Source organism: Alistipes montrealensis (assembly GCF_018362775.1).
Classification (GTDB): domain Bacteria; phylum Bacteroidota; class Bacteroidia; order Bacteroidales; family Rikenellaceae; genus Alistipes; species Alistipes montrealensis.
Genome location: NZ_JAGYXY010000003.1, coordinates 89,112 through 106,173, shown reverse-complemented (window position 1 = coordinate 106,173; position 17,062 = coordinate 89,112). Strand labels below are relative to the sequence as shown.

13 protein-coding genes are annotated in these 17,062 nt (G+C 56.7%); 2 read left to right on the top strand and 11 right to left on the bottom strand.

Going from position 1 to position 17,062, the window contains the following annotated elements; all coding sequences use genetic code 11:
- Positions 1 to 33 precede the first annotated feature (33 nt).
- From KG007_RS06645 to mazG, 6 genes are all read right to left on the bottom strand, one after another.
- The gene (locus KG007_RS06645) at positions 34 to 3,009 is read right to left on the bottom strand and encodes a TonB-dependent receptor (protein WP_213347807.1); all 2,976 of its coding nucleotides are present in this window, start codon (positions 3,007 to 3,009) and stop codon (positions 34 to 36) included.
- 174 nt (positions 3,010 to 3,183) lie between these two features.
- The gene (locus KG007_RS06640; RefSeq protein WP_249413272.1) at positions 3,184 to 3,630 is read right to left on the bottom strand and encodes a DUF4890 domain-containing protein; all 447 of its coding nucleotides are present in this window, start codon (positions 3,628 to 3,630) and stop codon (positions 3,184 to 3,186) included.
- 139 nt (positions 3,631 to 3,769) lie between these two features.
- Entirely contained in the window at positions 3,770 to 4,531 is a 762-nt protein-coding gene (locus KG007_RS06635; RefSeq protein ID WP_213348304.1) for a LytR/AlgR family response regulator transcription factor, read from the bottom strand.
- The gene (locus KG007_RS06630) at positions 4,531 to 5,835 is read right to left on the bottom strand and encodes a histidine kinase (RefSeq protein ID WP_213347806.1); all 1,305 of its coding nucleotides are present in this window, start codon (positions 5,833 to 5,835) and stop codon (positions 4,531 to 4,533) included. The genes KG007_RS06635 and KG007_RS06630 overlap by 1 nt, the downstream gene beginning before the upstream one ends.
- A gap of 152 nt (positions 5,836 to 5,987) precedes the next feature.
- Positions 5,988 to 6,521 carry a gamma carbonic anhydrase family protein gene (locus KG007_RS06625; protein WP_195460437.1) on the bottom strand — a complete coding sequence of 178 codons (534 nt, stop codon included), beginning with the start codon at positions 6,519 to 6,521 and terminating at the stop codon, positions 5,988 to 5,990.
- Positions 6,522 to 6,544: 23 nt separating this feature from the next.
- A complete protein-coding gene (gene mazG / locus KG007_RS06620) occupies positions 6,545 to 7,324 on the bottom strand; it encodes a nucleoside triphosphate pyrophosphohydrolase (protein WP_213347805.1) in 780 nt (259 codons plus the stop codon).
- Between the two features lie 101 nt (positions 7,325 to 7,425).
- Here mazG and KG007_RS06615 point away from each other — a divergent pair, with 101 nt between their 5' ends.
- Positions 7,426 to 9,579, top strand: a complete 2,154-nt coding sequence (locus tag KG007_RS06615; protein ID WP_213347804.1) for a beta-N-acetylhexosaminidase — start codon at positions 7,426 to 7,428, stop codon at positions 9,577 to 9,579.
- A gap of 2 nt (positions 9,580 to 9,581) precedes the next feature.
- Here the strand turns inward: KG007_RS06615 and KG007_RS06610 are convergent, their stop codons facing one another.
- The 3 genes from KG007_RS06610 to KG007_RS06600 all read right to left on the bottom strand — a co-directional run bounded on the left by KG007_RS06610 (position 9,582) and on the right by KG007_RS06600 (position 13,566).
- A complete protein-coding gene (locus KG007_RS06610; RefSeq protein WP_213347803.1) occupies positions 9,582 to 10,226 on the bottom strand; it encodes a lysoplasmalogenase in 645 nt (214 codons plus the stop codon).
- A gap of 69 nt (positions 10,227 to 10,295) precedes the next feature.
- Positions 10,296 to 12,761, bottom strand: coding sequence for a phenylalanine--tRNA ligase subunit beta (gene pheT, locus KG007_RS06605; protein ID WP_213347802.1), 2,466 nt, complete (start codon positions 12,759 to 12,761; stop codon positions 10,296 to 10,298).
- Between the two features lie 157 nt (positions 12,762 to 12,918).
- Complete coding sequence (locus tag KG007_RS06600) at positions 12,919 to 13,566, bottom strand: hypothetical protein (RefSeq protein ID WP_213347801.1); 648 nt, start codon at positions 13,564 to 13,566, stop codon at positions 12,919 to 12,921.
- A gap of 382 nt (positions 13,567 to 13,948) precedes the next feature.
- On the opposite strand from KG007_RS06600, the gene KG007_RS06595 reads away from it, so the two are divergent.
- On the top strand, positions 13,949 to 15,310 hold the full coding sequence (locus KG007_RS06595; protein WP_213347800.1) for a TrpB-like pyridoxal phosphate-dependent enzyme: 1,362 nt from the start codon (positions 13,949 to 13,951) through the stop codon (positions 15,308 to 15,310).
- Between the two features lie 52 nt (positions 15,311 to 15,362).
- Here KG007_RS06595 and KG007_RS06590 read toward each other — a convergent pair whose 3' ends face one another.
- Together KG007_RS06590 and KG007_RS06585 are read right to left on the bottom strand one after the other, a co-directional pair.
- The gene (locus KG007_RS06590; protein ID WP_213347799.1) at positions 15,363 to 15,932 is read right to left on the bottom strand and encodes a YdeI/OmpD-associated family protein; all 570 of its coding nucleotides are present in this window, start codon (positions 15,930 to 15,932) and stop codon (positions 15,363 to 15,365) included.
- A gap of 74 nt (positions 15,933 to 16,006) precedes the next feature.
- Positions 16,007 to 17,056 carry a hypothetical protein gene (locus KG007_RS06585; RefSeq protein WP_213347798.1) on the bottom strand — a complete coding sequence of 350 codons (1,050 nt, stop codon included), beginning with the start codon at positions 17,054 to 17,056 and terminating at the stop codon, positions 16,007 to 16,009.
- Between the last annotated feature and the right edge of the window lie 6 nt (positions 17,057 to 17,062).

The window sequence follows — 17,062 nt, the reverse complement described above, 5'->3', positions numbered from 1 at the left end:
CAGCCTGCCTGCTTAATTCGGATCGTAACAGGGTTACCGCGGACCGTGGAACATCCCCGGAGGAGGTCCGCCGGGGCCGCCGGGACCCATGCGGCGCGAACCGGAGGAGGATTCGGCGCCCTCGTAATCCTTCATATTGCGCGAGCCCTTCTTGCCGAAGCGGCGCAGGTTATAGGTGAACTGCACCATGTAATAACGGCCGATGACGCTGTTGGTGGAGTTCTGCGTATAACCCGAGCCCGTCGAGCGGGAGAAGGCCCGGTTCTGGTTGAAGAGGTCGTTGACGCCGACCATCACTTCGCCGCGCCGGTTCTTGAAAACCTTCTTGCCCAGCCAGGCGTTGCAGAGCAGGTAATCCTCGGTATAGTCGTTCGTAAAACCGATATACTGCGTATAGGCGGCGCTGGCCGTGAAGGTGAAGCCCAGCGGGAAGACGACCTTCAGGTTGCCCTGCGCCGTGTGGTTGAAATAGCGGTTCTTCGACTTGTCCGTATTCAGCGAGTTGGTGGCCTCGTTGTAGGTTCCGTTCCACGAGAGGGTGAAGTCGACGTTCTCCGAAATGTTACTGCCCAGCACGGCCCTAAAATCGTAACCCATGTTCTTGGTGTCGTTGCGCTCGCCGCCCGAGATCATGCCCGTACTCTCGTCTATCGTGCCGCCCAGCATGCTGGGGGTCTTGGTGTAGATGACGCCCGCCATGACGTTGAAATTCGACTTGAGGAACCCGATCGGCAGGCCGTAGCTCAGGTGGGTCCGCAACTGCCAGTAACCATTGAGATTGGTGGTCGTCGAATAGAAATTGGGCGTATAGGACACTCCGTCGATGGTGATAGCGCTGGGCCTTTGCACCAGATGCGAAGCCGTGTAGTCCTGCGTCGTGTTCATCGAGAACATCCACATGAAGGTCCGGCCCTTTTCGACGTTGGAATTGGTGTAGTGGAAATTCACCCGGTGCGAGTAGGTCGGTTTCAGGTTCGGATTACCGTGGCTGATGTTCTGGGCGTCGGAAACGTCGTAAACGCTCTGCAGGTCGGTGATCGACGGACTGTCGGTGTAGGACGAGACGAAGAGCCGCAGCGAATTCTCGCGGTTGATGTTCAACTGGCCCATCATGAAATAGGTCACATTGTTGTAGGCGTGCTTGATCTTCTCGGCATCGTCGCGCACGATCTGTCCGTCGAGGGCCGAACGCTGGTAGTAGACGTTGGCCACGAACGTGTTGCGCTCTTTCGAATAGCGGAATCCGGGGCCCACGCTCTGCGTCAGATAACCGCTCTCGTAGGAGTTCGACAGCGAACGGTCGGGAATAAGCCCGGCGATCGAGAAGTCGTCGCCCGTGATGTAAGAACGCTTGTCGCGCTCCTGCGAATTGTACGACGCACGGTACTGGAAGCTCACCTGCGCATACTTGGACACGGGTTCGGTGTAGGTGAAATTACCCCGCAGGCTGTACGACGACGAAGGCGCCAGGTTGCGCAGGTAGCGCAGCTGCAGGTAATCGGCCGGGTCCCAGGCTCCGGTCTCCGGGTCGATCGCCGGACGATCCTGCTGCGTGCCGAGGATATTCGACCACGAATTGGAATTGTTCGTATTGTCCGAGTAGCTGAACGACCCGTCGAGGGTAATCGTACGGCCGTTCTTACCCAGTTTGGCCCGGTAAACGGCGCTCGTCCCGACGTTGTAACCGTGGCGCAGGGCGTCGCTGAAATTGTCCGTACGGCTGTAACCGCTGCCGCCATCCGCAGGAGCGCCGAACTGCCATCCGGTCGTGCGGCTCCACGGATCGTTGGACTGGTAGCTGAAACGCGGACGGACCATCAGGTTCTGGTTCTCGGAGATTTTCCACTCCAGACGGGCATTGAAACGGTGGTTGTAGCCCTTCGTGTCGGAATAGCCGTTGGTCATCAGCGTGTCGGGGATCATCGGGGCTTCATACCACTTCTCCACCGTCGATCGGTTCTCCGTATTGGTATTGTTGAAGAAATAGCTGCCCTGGAAAGTCACCTGGTCGCGTTTGCCCCACGAATCGGAGTAGTTGATGCCGATGGCGTTGACGGTTGCCACACCGCTCTGCGGACGCACCATATACTGACCTACGCCGCCGCGCCGACCGCCGCCACCGCCACCCGAAACACCCAGGATGTCCTCGAACGAGAAATTCTGCTGGTTGACGTTGTTGAACAGGCCGATCAGCGAAATGCGGCTGTCGCCGCTGAATATGTTGGCATTACCGCCCGCGAGGTATTTGACCTTGTCCTCGGTCTTGGTGTCGGCGTCGTAGCCCATGCCGGCGTAGAGTTTGCCGAACTGGCCCTGGCGCATGTTGGCGTGGGTCACGATGTTGAGCGCTTTATAGCCCTCGCCGTCGTCCATGCCCGAAAACTCGGCTGCGTCGGAGAGTTTGTTGTAGACTTCTACGCGGTCGACGGCCTCGGCCGGAAGCGACTTGATGGCCGTGGTAACGTCCTCGCCGAAGAACTCCTTGCCGTCGACGAAAATCTTCTTGACCGTCTCGCCCTGCGCCTCGACCGTGCCGTCGCTGACGGTGATGCCGGGCATCTTCTTGAGCAGGCCCTCGACATCGGCGTCGGCGACGACCTTGAACGCCCCGGCGTTATAGCTCACCGTGTCGCCCTTCTGCGAGGTGCGCAGCGCCTTGGCTTCCTTGACAACGGTTTCGATCTGCACCCCCGCCTTGAGCCTCAGCTGGCCGAGGTTGACTTTCGACACAGAGACCCGGAAGGTCGTGTCGAAATTGTTGTAGCCCAGGAACGCCACCGACAGCGAGTATTCGCCGTAGCTGAGCGAAGGAATCGACACGGCGCCCTTGAAGGCCGAGGTGAAATACTGTTTCTTCTCCGGGGTTTTTACGGGAGCCACGGTCAGCACGGCTCCGGCGACGGTCTCCCCGGTGTCGGCGTCGACGACCGTTGCCGTGACGCTGCCTTTCTGGGCGAAAGCCGCGGCGGCGAAAAGCGTCAGCAGGGTAGTGAGTAGTATTCGTTTCATCTTGTTCTGTTTGTATGCGTCTACGTGTTTGTGCGGTGTATTTCGGTTTGCGCACGCGAAGTTAACCTTTTTGCAGCTATTTTACGCCTGCTGCGGGGCGAATCGACAAAAAAAGGGCGTCAGTCGACCGGACCGACGCCCCCCGGCTGCAACTAGCCGCAGAGAGACCTAACCTCACTCCTTTCCCTTCTTGCCCTTTTCGGGACAAGGCTTGTTGCAGCATTCCTTACCGGCTTTCGGCCGATCTCCTTTGCGCATCATCTGCGGACCGTGGCCGTGCTGTCCGCCCGGACGCTTGGCCTGCATCTGCGACCACTGCACGAACTGCTCGGTCGTCAGGATCGACTTCATCTTCTCAGCCTCGGCCTTACGTGCCTCGGCCATCTTCTCGCGCATGGCCATCATCTCCTTTATCTGCTGGAAATTGACGTTGTAAACCTCCTTGGCCTGGGCTTCCGTAAGTTTCAGCTCCTTCTGCATGCGCTCGGTCATACGCTGGGCCATCTGCTCCGTGGTCGGACGCTCCCTGGGGGCCGCAGCCGGTTTTTTATCCTGCGCAAAAGCGCTCGTTCCCGCCATCAGGCAGAGGGCCATAGCAGCCGCAAAAATCTTCTTTTTCATAATTTTTCGAATTTGGTTGTGCGTCATTGATTACATTTCGGGAATCCGTTTTCCCGGAGTTCCTGATGCAAAGGTAAGACCAAAACGAAGACCCGGAGCGGGGCTCCGGGTAAAACGGCAGAACGACGGGGTCAACCGCCTATTCAACGGGGTGAAGCGACCTCAGCCACGCTTTGAATTCGGGGACACGGGCTTTGGAGATGATGATTCGCTCGGGAGTTTCGACCACAAGATGCAGCAAAAGACGGCTGCCGAACCACACGGCGATCTCTTTCACGGCGCGGCGCGAGACGATAAACTGACGGTTGGCACGGAAAAAGTCCGCCTCGGGCAGCAGGGTTTGCAGCGCTTCGAGGGTCTTGTCCATGGGGTAGACCGTGCCGTCGAAACCGCAGGCCGTGACCTTTTCGTTGCTGGTATAGCAATAGGCGATCTGTTCGCGTTGCAGGGGAATGATTTTGTCGCGCACGTGCACCAGGAAAACATCCTCGCGGCGGCTGGCGGCCATCGTACGGACGCGGGAGCCGTAATCGCGGCGTTCGACCGACGTGAGGCGATGCAGTTTCGACAGCGCACGGCCGACATCCGAAGCGTTGAGCGGCTTGAGCAGGTAGTCGATGCTGTTGACCTTGAAGGCTTCGAGGGCATACTGGTCGTAGGCCGTCGTAAAAATCACCGGGGCGGTGATCTCCACGGCGTCGAAGATGCGGAACGAATCGCCGTCGGCCAGGTGGATGTCCATGAACAACAGGTCGGGGTGGGGATTCGAGCGCAGCCATTCGACGCTCTCCTCGACGCTTTCGAGCGTCGCGACGATCTCCATATCGGGCGCCGCCTGCCGCAGGATTGCCGCGAGGTTGCGGGCGGCGGCGGTTTCGTCTTCGATAATGAGGGCTTTCATCATACAGCGGGATTTTGAAGCGGCATACGCACGGAGAAGGTTTCGCCGTCGTCGACGATTTCGATGTCGCTGCCGGTGATCAGATGCCAGCGGTTACGCAGGTTTTCCAGCCCGATGCCGGTCGAAGGTTCGGATTCGAGCTTGGGAACCTTGGGGTTCGACACGACGAGCAGGTCCCCTTCGGTACGCACCGAGATGTGGAACGGCTTGTTGCGGGTGATCGAGTTGTGCTTGACGGCGTTGTCGATCAGCGGTTGCAGCGAGAAGGCCGGGAGTTTCCACGTCAGGAACCGGTCGTCCACGTCGATGTCGAAAAAGAGCTTGTCGGCATAGCGTATTTTAAAGAGGTAGCTGTAAGCTTCGAGGAATTTCAATTCCTCGTCGAGCGTCATCAGCATGCTCTGCCCGTTCTGGATGATGTAGCGGAACGTATACGAAAGCTGGTCGATATAGATCAGAGCTTTCTGGTCATGCTTCTCGCGCACGAGCATCGCCAGCGAGTTGAGCGAATTGAAGAAAAAATGGGGGTTGATCTGCCCGACAAGCATGTTGTAGCGCGTCGTGAGGTTTTCGTTCTTGAGTTGTTCGTTCTCGACGACGACAGCCTGCCGCTGCGAGATCAGCACGTAGATACGCCCGTAGAGCATCGCCGCCACCACGGCGAACGAGCATTTGAGCAGCAGCATGTAGTCGAACATCCGCCCGCCCATGAAATTCATCTGGATGCGGCCCGTGTGCCAATCCGTGACGGGCGCCACGCAGTAGAGGGCCACCGCGGCGACGCAGCACCACAGGCAGCGGCGCACGAAACGCGGCATCGAATAATTGCGCCTTACGGAGGTGAGGATCGAAAGCATTACGAACGACACGACGAGGTAATAGAACAACTGCAAAAGCAGTTCGGTCATTTTCGAAGGTCCGTTGTAGAGTTTGCTGTAATCGAACTCCATGCCGTTGTGCATACGCACTTCGGCCAGCATCGGATGCGCCCGCTCGTTGCGGGGCGGCATGATGTTGGCCACGATCCTGTCACCGGAGGCGATTCCCAGCCAGCGCATCCGCCGCGTGGGGACATAGACGCTGTCACCGTTCTCATAGATCAAGTAGCCGTAGCCGTCGGGATGTACCGAAAGGATGCCCTCATCGCTCCGTTCGACAGACCGTTCGCCGGCAGGACGAGACTGCGTGTCGGTGTTCAGGTCCACGAGCATCAACAATACGTAGGAGAAGTTGACTACCAGACTGATAGCCACGGCAACCATCAGGTTGAGTACCAGATCGGCATATTTCGATTGCAGTTTCATGGGCGAAAATATTTAGTTCGGTTTCGTACGGCGGCCGGAAAACGCTTCCTGCCGCCCGGCATACAGGCCTCCGCCGGAGCGGCCCGGGCAGATCGGACTGCATACGCGCAACTCCGGGTTGCAACAGCCGTCGTGCGTCAGCGCCGGCGAGGCTACTCTTCCTCCTTATACCAGGAGGCGTAGAGCATATAGTCGTGGGCCGTGCGGCGGATAATCTCTTCGCGCTGCTCTTCGGTCACCTCCTTGACCTTCTTGGCCGGAACGCCCGCGTAGACCGAATTGGGCTCCAACCGGGCATTCGAAAGCACCAGCGCATTGGCCGCGATGATGCAGCCCGAAGGGATGTGGGCGTTGTCCAGAAGGGTAGCACCCATGCCGATCAGGCAGTTGTCTTCGATGACGGCGCCGTGGATGATGGCGTTGTGGCCCACCGAAACGTCGCTGCCGATAATCGTCTGCGAAGGGTGCTTCGCCTTGTCGTAGATCGTGTGGAGCACCACGCCGTCCTGGATATTCGTACGGTCGCCGATGACGATCCGGTTCACGTCGCCGCGCAGCACGGCGTTGTACCAGATCGAGCAGTCGCGGCCGATGGTCACATCGCCCAGGATAACGGCCGTTTCGGCCAGGAACGTGTTTTCTCCGATAACGGGCTCATGCCCGCGGACTTTTCGTATAAGCGCCATAATAAATTTTAATTCTTAATTTTTCATTTTTCATTCCCCTTGGCTTCCTGCCACAGTTCCTCCATTGCGTCGAGCGGCATTTCATGGAGCGTATTTCCCTTTGCGGCAGCCTGCTGCTCCATGTAATTAAAGCGACGGATGAACTTCTTGTTCGTGCGTTCCAAGGCCGATTCGGGGTCTACGCCGTAGAGGCGGCAGGCGTTGATCAGCGCAAAAAACAGGTCGCCGAACTCGCCTTCGAGATCGGTTTTGCGGCCCGACTTCATTTCGGCCTCGACCTCGCCCAGCTCTTCGCGGACCTTCTCCCAGACATCCTCCTTTTTCTCCCAGTCGAAACCCGCACCTGCGGCCTTCTCGCCCACACGGTAGGCCTTGACCATCGCCGGAAGCGACCGCGGAACACCACCCAGCGTGCCGGTTTTGCGGTTCTTCTTGCGGAGTTTCAACGCTTCCCAGTTCTCCTTGACCTCGTCGGGCGTATTGGCGTGAATATCGCCGTAGACGTGCGGATGACGGTAAATCAGTTTGTCGCACAGCGCATCGGCGACTTCGCCGAAGTCGAAAGCGCCCTGCTCCTCACCCAGTTTCGAATAGAACACCACGTGCAGAAGCAGGTCGCCCAACTCCTCCTTGATGCCCTCCATATTGTGGTCGGTGATGGCATCGGCCAGTTCGTAGGTCTCTTCGATGGTATTGCTCCGCAGCGAGTCGAAAGTCTGTTCGCGGTCCCAGGGACATTCGCGTCGCAGGGTATTCATCACCTCCAAAAGACGGGCCGTAGCCTCCAAACGTTTGTCTTCCATTTACGATTCTATTTTTCAGATATACCGAGGTTTTACCCCCGCAAAGTTAGCATATTCGGCGAAAAATAGTAATTTTGTTTTCAATAAAATCTTTCCGTCGCATGAAACTACGACTTCTGATTTCCTTTACGGCGACCCTATGCGGGTTGTTTTCCGCTACGGCGCAACCCGCCGCCGGACGGCATACGTCCCGACCCGGCGTCTACGCCATCACACCGCAAACGGCCCTCAGCTACGAATCGGGGCTGGCCCCGCTGGCCAATTACCTGCGCAGTTACATCGACGTGGGAACGACCGGGGAACGCATGTCGGCCGACAGGGCGATCGTTTTGTCGACCGACACGACGCTCGGCGGGGAAGCCTACCGGCTGACGGTAGGGACAGACCACATCGAAATCGCCGGAGGAACTTACGGGGGCGTTTTCAACGGCATCCAGGCCCTCTTCCGCATGCTTCCGCCCGAGGTATACGCCCGCAAGTGCCCGCTGCCCGCAGAGATTCCCTGCGGCGTGACGGAGGACGCTCCGCGGTTCGCCTACCGAGGGATGATGCTCGACGTGGCGCGCACGTGGATCGGAGTACCGGAAGTAAAGCGTTATATAGACCTGTTTTCTTATCACAATATCAACAAATTACACCTACACCTTTCGGACGACGAAGGGTGGCGTATCGAGATCAAGTCGCATCCCGAGCTGACCGAGATCGGCGGCTTTCGCGGCGGCGATTCGCCCGTACGGCCCGTATACGGCAAGTGGTCGGAGAAATACGGAGGCTATTTCAAGCAGAGCGAGATGCGTGACCTGATCCGCTACGCCGCCGAGCGCAACATCGAAATCATCCCCGAGATCGACCTGCCGGGGCACAGCCGCAACATCGCCTCGGTGCATCCCGAAATCCGCTGCAACTATCCGCCCGATACGGTGTCGACCAACGGTTACGACTATCGCTCGGCGTGGTGTGTGGCCCGCGAGGAAAACTACAAACTGCTGGGTGACATCCTGGGCGAACTCTGCGAACTCTTCCCGTCGGAATACATTCACGTGGGCGGCGACGAGGTCGACATGTCGCAATGGGAGCAGTGCCCCGACTGCCGGGCGCTGATGAAGCGGCGCGGCATGACGGATACGCACCAGTTGGAGGACCTCTTCATGGAGCGCATGGCCTCGATCCTTCGTTCGCACGGCAAGCGGCCCGCCGTCTGGAACGAAGCGGTACGCACGGGGGCCTTCACCAAGGAGTGCCGCGTACACGGTTGGGAGAGCGTCAAAGCCTGCCAGGATGCTACGACGAAGGGTTACCGGACCATCGTGATGCCGGGCCAGTACTTCTATTTCGACATGCGCCAGTCGCCGCGCGAAGACGGACACGACTGGGCGGCGATCTTCGACGCCAAAAAGGTCTACGGATTCGATTTCAGCGCATTCACCCCGGAGCAGATGCGCAACGTCGAGGGATTGCAGGGGGCTTTCTTCAGCGAAGCTTACATTTCGCACGAACCGGAAAAGCCCGACTACCTCGATTACATGCTTTTCCCGCGCGTCTGCGCCTTGTCGCGAATCGCATGGAGCGGCAACGCCGAAGGATGGGACGCTTATTACAAGGAACTGAAAGAACGGCATTACCCCCGCATGGCGGCCATGGACATCCGCTTCCGGCTGTTCCCGCCGAAGCTCAACTACAAGGACGGGGTATTCACCGCCTCGGCGGACGACGGTTCGAAGGTCTTCTACACACGGGACGACGAGCCCGGGGAGCTGCGCCTGACGCGTCCGCTGCGGACCGACAAACCGCATCTCTACCGCTTTTACTCGCGTTACAAGACCGCCCGCAGCCCCTATGTGACCGACAAATCTTATTGGCGGACCCTTGCGCCGGCCGTTACGATCACTACCTCGATGGGCGAAAGCGAGAAATTCCCCTATACGAATGCCGCGACCTACAAGGGCCTTTCACGCACACGCCGCGCGTGCCGCCAGAAGGACTGGATACTTTACACGTTCGACGAGCCGGTAAAGTGCCGGGAAATGTATCTCCAGACGGGTAATCGCCAGTTGCCGAAGACGATCGTGACGACAGGTTACGCCGAGGTATCGTACGACGGCGTAAAGTTCGAACAGGCCGGAGAGTTGGAAATGGGCAGCATCACGCTTCGGCCCGGACGCCCGGTGAAGGCCGTGCGGATCGTCTCGACATGCGACGACAACGGGACGCCTTACGTGACGATCCAGCCGCCGCAGGTAAAACCGGTGTTATAAACTCAAAGCCGGGACGCGGCGCCGCGCTCCAGGGATTTGAGAGCAAAGCAGAAAAACAGGTACTGCGCCAGGTAATAGGTGACCATGATGACATAGGTCCGGGCCGGAACAGGCCCGATGAAACGGTTCCAGGCGATCACCGAATCGGAAAAGACGAACAGCAGGGCCGCACAGCGGAAACCGACGCTGTAAACGCCTTCGTATTGCAGCACCGAATAGAGCATGCCGGCGATAACCAGCCCGTAGACGGCGACACCGATAAATTCGGCCGGAAACGGAGCGTTGGGAACAACGCCGATAAACAGAAACAGCAGCAGCGGAACGATGATGGCCAGCGACAGGACGCGGGGAGCACGCCGCGCCCGGGGCAGGAACCACCAGATATAGGCGACGTGGGCCAGTGCGAAAAAGGCCATCTGCGCAATAAACAGGTGTTTTGCACCCATCACGTCGCCGGCGGCCGACAGCAGAAACGCAACCCCGATCGGGTACAGCTCCCTGCGGCGGAGCAGGAGCGTAGACAGCCCCAGCAGCAGGACGGGGTAGGCGACTTTGTACGGAAGCGCCGCCGTTTTCGAAAAGAACAATACGGCGCCCGCCGCAAAGAGCAGCGTCGTCCAGACGAATATTTCCGATAATCGTTTCATTGTCGTATTCAAATAACAGCCGCCCGACTCTTTGCAGGGTCGGGCGGCTGTTCGGTTGCCAAAACTTCGTTAAGCCCGGACCTGAGCGCCGCAGCGCTCCTCGAACTGCCGGGTGAGGTTCGACATCACACGCTCGATGGTCTTGTCGTCCAACGTGCGGGTCTTGTCCTCCAGGATAAAACTCAGGGCGTAGGATTTCTTGCCTTCGGGGAGTTTGTCGCCTTCGTAAACGTCGAACAGCGAAACGCTCTTCAACAGTTTCCGCTCGGTAGCGAAAGCCACGTCGCGCAGCGCCGAGAAAGTCACCTGCTTATCCACCAGCAGGGCCAGGTCGCGTTTCACCTCGGGGAACTTCGAGAGTTCCTCGGCGACGATCCGGTTTTTCTTCGTGGATTTTACGAGGGTGTCGAAGTTCATTTCCAGGTAGTACACATCCTGCTTGACATCGGCCTGGCGACGGATTTTCGCAGCGACGGAACCGATCTGCAACAACTCCTTGCCGTTAAGCGACAGCGTGAGGCCCTCGCTGAAGAGGTCGGTTTGCAGGGTTTCGGTTTTCAGCGAATAGATGTCGATGCCGAAACGGCGCAGCAGCTTTTCGGCAACGGCGCGCAGGGTGAAGAACGACGCTTTTTCCGGCTTGGCGTTCCACGACTGGGGCGTGGAAACACCCGTAACGGCGATGGCAAGGCGGTATTGCTCGGAGTAGGCCGCAAGGCGGTTCTCCTCCGTACGCTTCGATTCGTCGTAGAAATAGCAGTTGCCGAACTCGTAAAGGCAGAGGTCGCCGTTGCGGCGGTTGGCGTTGAGTTCGACGGCCTCCAGCATGTTGAACAGCAAGGTCTGGCGCATCACGTTCAAATCGGCGCTCAGCGGATTGAGGATGCGCACGCAATGCTCCGCAGGGTAGGATTGCAGGCCCTCGTAATAGGCCGCCTTCGTCAGCGAATTGGACATGATCTCCGTAAACCCGTTGGCCGTCAGGAAATCGGCGGCGAGGTTCATCAGCTTATTGCGGTCGGGTTTGGGTGCATAGGAGAGCGTCGAACGGACCTGCACGGGTATCTCGACATTATTATAGCCATAGATGCGGAGGATGTCTTCGATGAGGTCGGCTTCGCGCTGCACGTCCACACGGTAGGGAGGCACGGAGACGGTCAGCACGCCATCCTTCTCGGCGAGGATTTTCACCTCCAGCGCCGCGATGATCGTACGGACGACGGTTTCGGGAATCTGCTTGCCGATCAAGGCGTCGACACGCGCCAGCGAGAGGTCGAAGACGAAATCTCCGATCGGCGCAGGGTAGATGTCGGTAATGTCGCTCGCGATCGTACCGCCGGCCAGCTCCTTCATCAGCAGGGCGGCGCGCTTGGCGGCGTAGACCTGCATGTTGGGGTCGATACCGCGTTCGAAGCGGAACGACGAATCGGTATTCAAGCCGAAGCGTTTGGCCGTCTTGCGGACCCAGACGGGATTGAAATAGGCGCTCTCGATAAATACGTCGGTCGTGGTGTCGCTGATGCCCGAATCCAAACCGCCGAAAACACCGGCGATGCACATCGGACGCTCCGCGGAACAGATCATCAGGTCCTTGTCGGTCAGCTTGCGCTCCACGCCGTCCAGCGTCACGAAAGGCGTACCCTCGGCGCAGGTGCGGACCACGACTTCGCGGCCCTCGATCTTGTCGGCGTCGAAGGCGTGCAGGGGCTGGCCCAGCTCGAACAGCACGAAATTGGTGATGTCGACAAGGTTGTTCTTGGGATTGATGCCCGCGGCGCGCAGGCAGTTCTGCATCCATTCGGGCGAAGGGGCGATCTTGCAGCCCTTAACCGTCACACCGACATAGCGGGGAGCGGCTTCGGGATTCTCGACGCGAATCTTTACCTCCAGGCTGTGGTCGTCGGGAGCGAAAGCCGACACGTCGGGCAGCTTCATTGCGACATTCTCGCCGCGGCTCTTCAGGTAGGCGGCCAGATCGCGCGCCACGCCGATATGCGAAGCGGCGTCGACACGGTTGGGCGTCAGGCCGATCTCGATCAGGTAGTCGTCCTCGATATGCAGGTATTCCTTGGCTGTCATGCCCACGGGGGCATCCGCCGGAAGTTCCATGATGCCGTCGTGCGAAGCTCCGATGCCCAGTTCGTCCTCGGCGCAGAGCATGCCCAGCGACTCCACGCCGCGGATTTTCGAGCGTTTGATTTTGAACTCCTCGTCGCCGCCGTCGGGGTAGAGCACCGCACCGACCGTAGCGCATAACACCTTGAGCCCCGCCCGGCAGTTGGGCGCGCCGCAGACGATCTGCAACGGCTCGACGGCCCCGACATCGACCGTAGTGATGTGGAGATGGTCCGAATCGGGATGGTCCGCCGAGGTCAGGACCTCACCGACGACAACGCCCGCAAGGCCTCCTTTCACGGTTTCGATCTTCTCGAAACCTTCGACTTCGAGGCCGATGTCCGTGAGGATTTCAGCGACCTTTTCGGCCGGAAGATCGGTGTCGATATAACGTTTGAGCCAGTTATACGAAATATTCATGGTAGGATAAATTATTTTCTAAAATCAAGCAAAGATAAGTATTTTTCCGCAAAACGTGGAAAAAACACCTCATATAACTCGCACGAGCAAAAGAAAAAAGCCTCGGGGCTACTGCTCCGAGGGCTTAACGTCGATCCGTGAAGGAAAGAAACGGATTTTACTTTCCAGTTATTTTATAGCTTGCTGTCAAAACCCGCCCGGTTTCCATTGTCACCGAAACCGTAATCGTCTGAGGCTTCGTTATCGGCAATCCTTCGTCGAAGAAAGCCAACTTCACCGATTTGGTACTCAATAATTCCAAATCAGCGGCGGTCAATTCATTCACCCGTTTTTTAACCCAAGACAAGGCCCCGTATGAATGCTCCTCTTTCAGGGCCGAAGCGTATGAATAGGCCATAAAATAGCATAAGTCATTTAAAGAATCTCCGGCAGAATGCTTGTCGTCCCAGGCTATATTACTGGAGATATGAATCTCTTTGAAATTCTCGGCAAAGCATTCATAATCACCGATTGAATAGCAATCTTCAACGGCTGCATCCTGTTTGAAATTATCATTCTTTTCAGCGGCCAGTTCTTTGAATCGTGCAACATTTGCAGCATCATCCGATATTATGCTGTAAATAGGGCCAATACCATCGATTACAAAGGTTATCTCATTTATTAGAGATATGCTTATCCGATCAACGCTCAGATAGGAATCTATGAGATATTCCTTATAGATTAGATGAGTTCCGGTCAGTCCAGTTTCATTTGAACATCGCAAGAAAGCGAGGCACATGGCAGAAAAAAATATCAATCTTTTCATACTTAATCACTTTTTGTTAATGGTCATCTTCATATCTGATACGATACAATCTCCATTATGCAATCGCGCTGTTTATTATAGTACCTCAAATATAACTAATTATTTATCCAAACAAGAATAATGACACATCAGAGTTTGAATATTTTCGGCTGAAAATTTGTTTTTTCGCTTTCGAGGGCATATATTTGCACGAGCAAAACGAAACATGAATTACAATTTCAACATACAGGCATGGTGGTGGCGCCCCGGGACTCTCGTGAACAATGAGTGCGGAACCGCGCGTGTATAGTGAAAACCTGAAAATACACAAGCCCGTTGTTTACGAGAAAGTAAACAGCGGGCTTTTTCTTTAGCACTTTAAATTCAAATACAAATAACGACAATGGAAACCAAGAAATTCTGTCTCTCCGAAAATCAAATGCCCACGCAATGGTACAACATCGTGGCCGACATGCCCACCAAACCGCTGCCGCCGCTGCATCCCGGAACGAAGCAGCCCGTCACGAAAGAGCAGATGTCGGCCATCTTCGCCGAGGAACTGATCGACCAGGAGATGTCGACCGAACGTTATATCGACATTCCCGAAGAGGTGCAGGAAATCTATAAAATATGGCGTCCGACGCCGCTCGTACGCGCAACGGGGCTGGAAAAAGCCCTCGGAACGCCGGCGAAAATCTATTTCAAGAACGAAAGCGTGTCGCCGGCAGGCTCGCACAAGCCCAACACCGCCGTGCCGCAGGCCTACTACAACTACAAGCAGGGCATCAAGCACTTGACGACCGAGACGGGCGCAGGGCAGTGGGGCGCCTCGATCGCCTTTGCGGCGAAGCATTTCGGAATCGACCTGCAGGTTTTCATGGTCAAGGTCAGCTACGATCAGAAGCCCTACCGCCGTCTGATGATGAACACCTGGGGCGCGGAGTGCGTGGCGTCGCCTTCGACGCTGACCGAATCGGGACGTGCGGCCCTGGCGCGCGACCCGCACTGCTCGGGAAGCCTCGGACTGGCGATCTCGGAGGCTGTGGAAATGGCGCTGCGCCGTCCCGAAGATACGCGTTACTGCCTGGGCAGCGTGCTGAACCACGTCGCACTGCACCAAACCGTGATTGGACAGGAGGCCGTGAAGCAGATGGAGATGGCCGACGCTGAACCGGACATGGTGATCGGCTGTTTCGGCGGCGGCAGTAACTTCGCGGGGATCGGATTCCCGTTCCTGCAGAAGAACCTTACGGAGGGGAAGAAAATCCGCGTAATCGCCGTGGAGCCGGCGGGATGCCCGAAGCTCACGCGCGGAGAATTCCAGTACGACTTCGGCGACGTAGCCGGCTTCACGCCCCTGATTCCGATGTATACGCTGGGTCACGACTTCCAGCCGTCGGACATTCACGCCGGAGGTCTCCGTTACCACGGGGCGGGTTCGATCGTCAGCCAACTGCTCAAGGACGGGCTGATCGAGGCACAATCGCTGCCGCAGGTCGAAACCCTCGCCGCAGGCGTATTGTTCGCCCAGACCGAAGGTATCATTCCGGCCCCGGAATCGACGCACGCCATTGCCGCAACGATCCGCGAGGCACTGAAAGCCAAGGAGGAAGGCGTATCGAAAACCATACTGTTCAACCTCTCGGGCAACGGCGTTATCGATCTTTACGCTTATGAGCAGTATCTGGCCGGAGCGCTGAAGGACTTTTCGCCCAGCGACGAAGAGATTCGCAAGACGGTCAACCAGTTGGAACACCTTATTTAAAGTGAAAATTCAGATAGAAAAGACGAACCTTTACGGGTTCGTCTTTTCTGCTTTAATAGTATTTTTCAATTCCTCCGAATCCTTTTATCTGCTTATTTTCCCTCGTCTTGCCGATGAAGTGGTTTAACCGCTTCTTAAATTCTTCGGGCCGCGTTCGCGCCGCTTCAATGTATGCAATCCGAATACGCTTATATGATTCGGAAAAACGCCGATAGTTTTCCCAGACGGTTTCTTCTTCTTTCAACTTGTCGATTATATCATTCGGGAAGACAAAAGGTTTCGACAAAACAGTCTGTATTTTATCCTTAAATTCAGGATGTATCATCCCATTCGCCGACAGCCATTCAAGTCTTTCCTTGTTGGCTTGCGAATAGGTGCTTTTGGGGTTTCTGGGAGTGAAGCGCTGAATTTTATGTTCCCGGTCGAGCGATTTAATCGTGCTGTCAATCCAATCGAAACAAAGGGCTTCTTCAACCGCATCGTTGTATAAAACGCTTTTTTCGCCTGACGACTTACCGGGAAATACAAACCAAATTTCATCGGCTGTGTCAAAATTGTCGGTCAGCCACTTTCGCCAGGCATCCCGATTTTCAAAATACTTTATTTTCTTTTCTGTCGCCATAACAACTCATTTAAAATACCCTGCGGACCGCATAATTCGCAGGGTATTTTGTTTTAGAACCGGCCCCCGGAAACCTACAAATCATATGCTACGAATGTGTATTGCTCCTGCTCGTCGACCGCCAGGGCGATCAGTTGGCTGCGGGTTTCATTGCAGGCTATGGCCTGGACCCTACGGCCGAGATCCAATTTCTTCCGGGGATTTCCGTCCCAGTCGAAAAAATAGACCGTCGACATCCGCCAATCTTTGTCGGAGACCAGTTTTCCCTCTTCGCACAAAACGAAAAAACCGTCTTTATCGAAAGCCGTTGCAAGCGCTCCTTTCCGGCAATCTTTTTCCCAGCGGACGAAATAGCTCTGCTGCCCCGGATCGGACACCGGCAGATAGGAGGGTTCGGCGAAGCGGTACTCCCGGGCAAGGCGGATATTCCGGGGATCGGAACTGTCGAAAAACTGAAAGACGGAACCGAAAAAAGAAGCGTAGGCGATCCGCGTCCCGTCGCCGTTCATATTGAGAACTCCCTGGTAGGCGAACTGCAATTCGTTGCGGCCAGTCCCGGAGTCGGAATCGCGGTAAGCCCCGAAACCGCTGATTTTACCGCCGTCTCCGCCGAGCAGGCTGAACGGAGCATCCGACGGCTCTCCGCCCAAGACAGCCATTCCCGCATAACGATCAGCTCGGGCGCATGCCGCCAGCCCGAAATAGCCCCGCTGGAAAGGGACGGCAGTTATGGAAGGATTCGGAAGAAACAACTCATCCGACGGAATGCACAATATTTTACCGGAATTGGCGTCGTATACGTGCAGCGCATTCCCGGAAAGCCAGATCGACGCTACATTCAAGAGTTCGTTCCCGGCCCGGCCCAAAGAAACCAGATCGTTCCAGCGCCCGTCGTTCAGGTTGTAAACCCGTATCGCTTTCGGGGTCCTGTGGTTCGTGCAGATCAGCACGCTGTCCGCACTGAGCAGCAGAACCGGTTCCTGAATAGCGTCCGGACCGATACACAGGAGTGCAGGCGTCGGGGTTTCCGTTTTCGGAAACAGCGATGTCAGGGAGTCCGCCGGATCGGTTTTACAACCGGTAAGCAGCCAGAGGAAGGCCGCCAGGGAAATGATTTTTTTCATTGTATT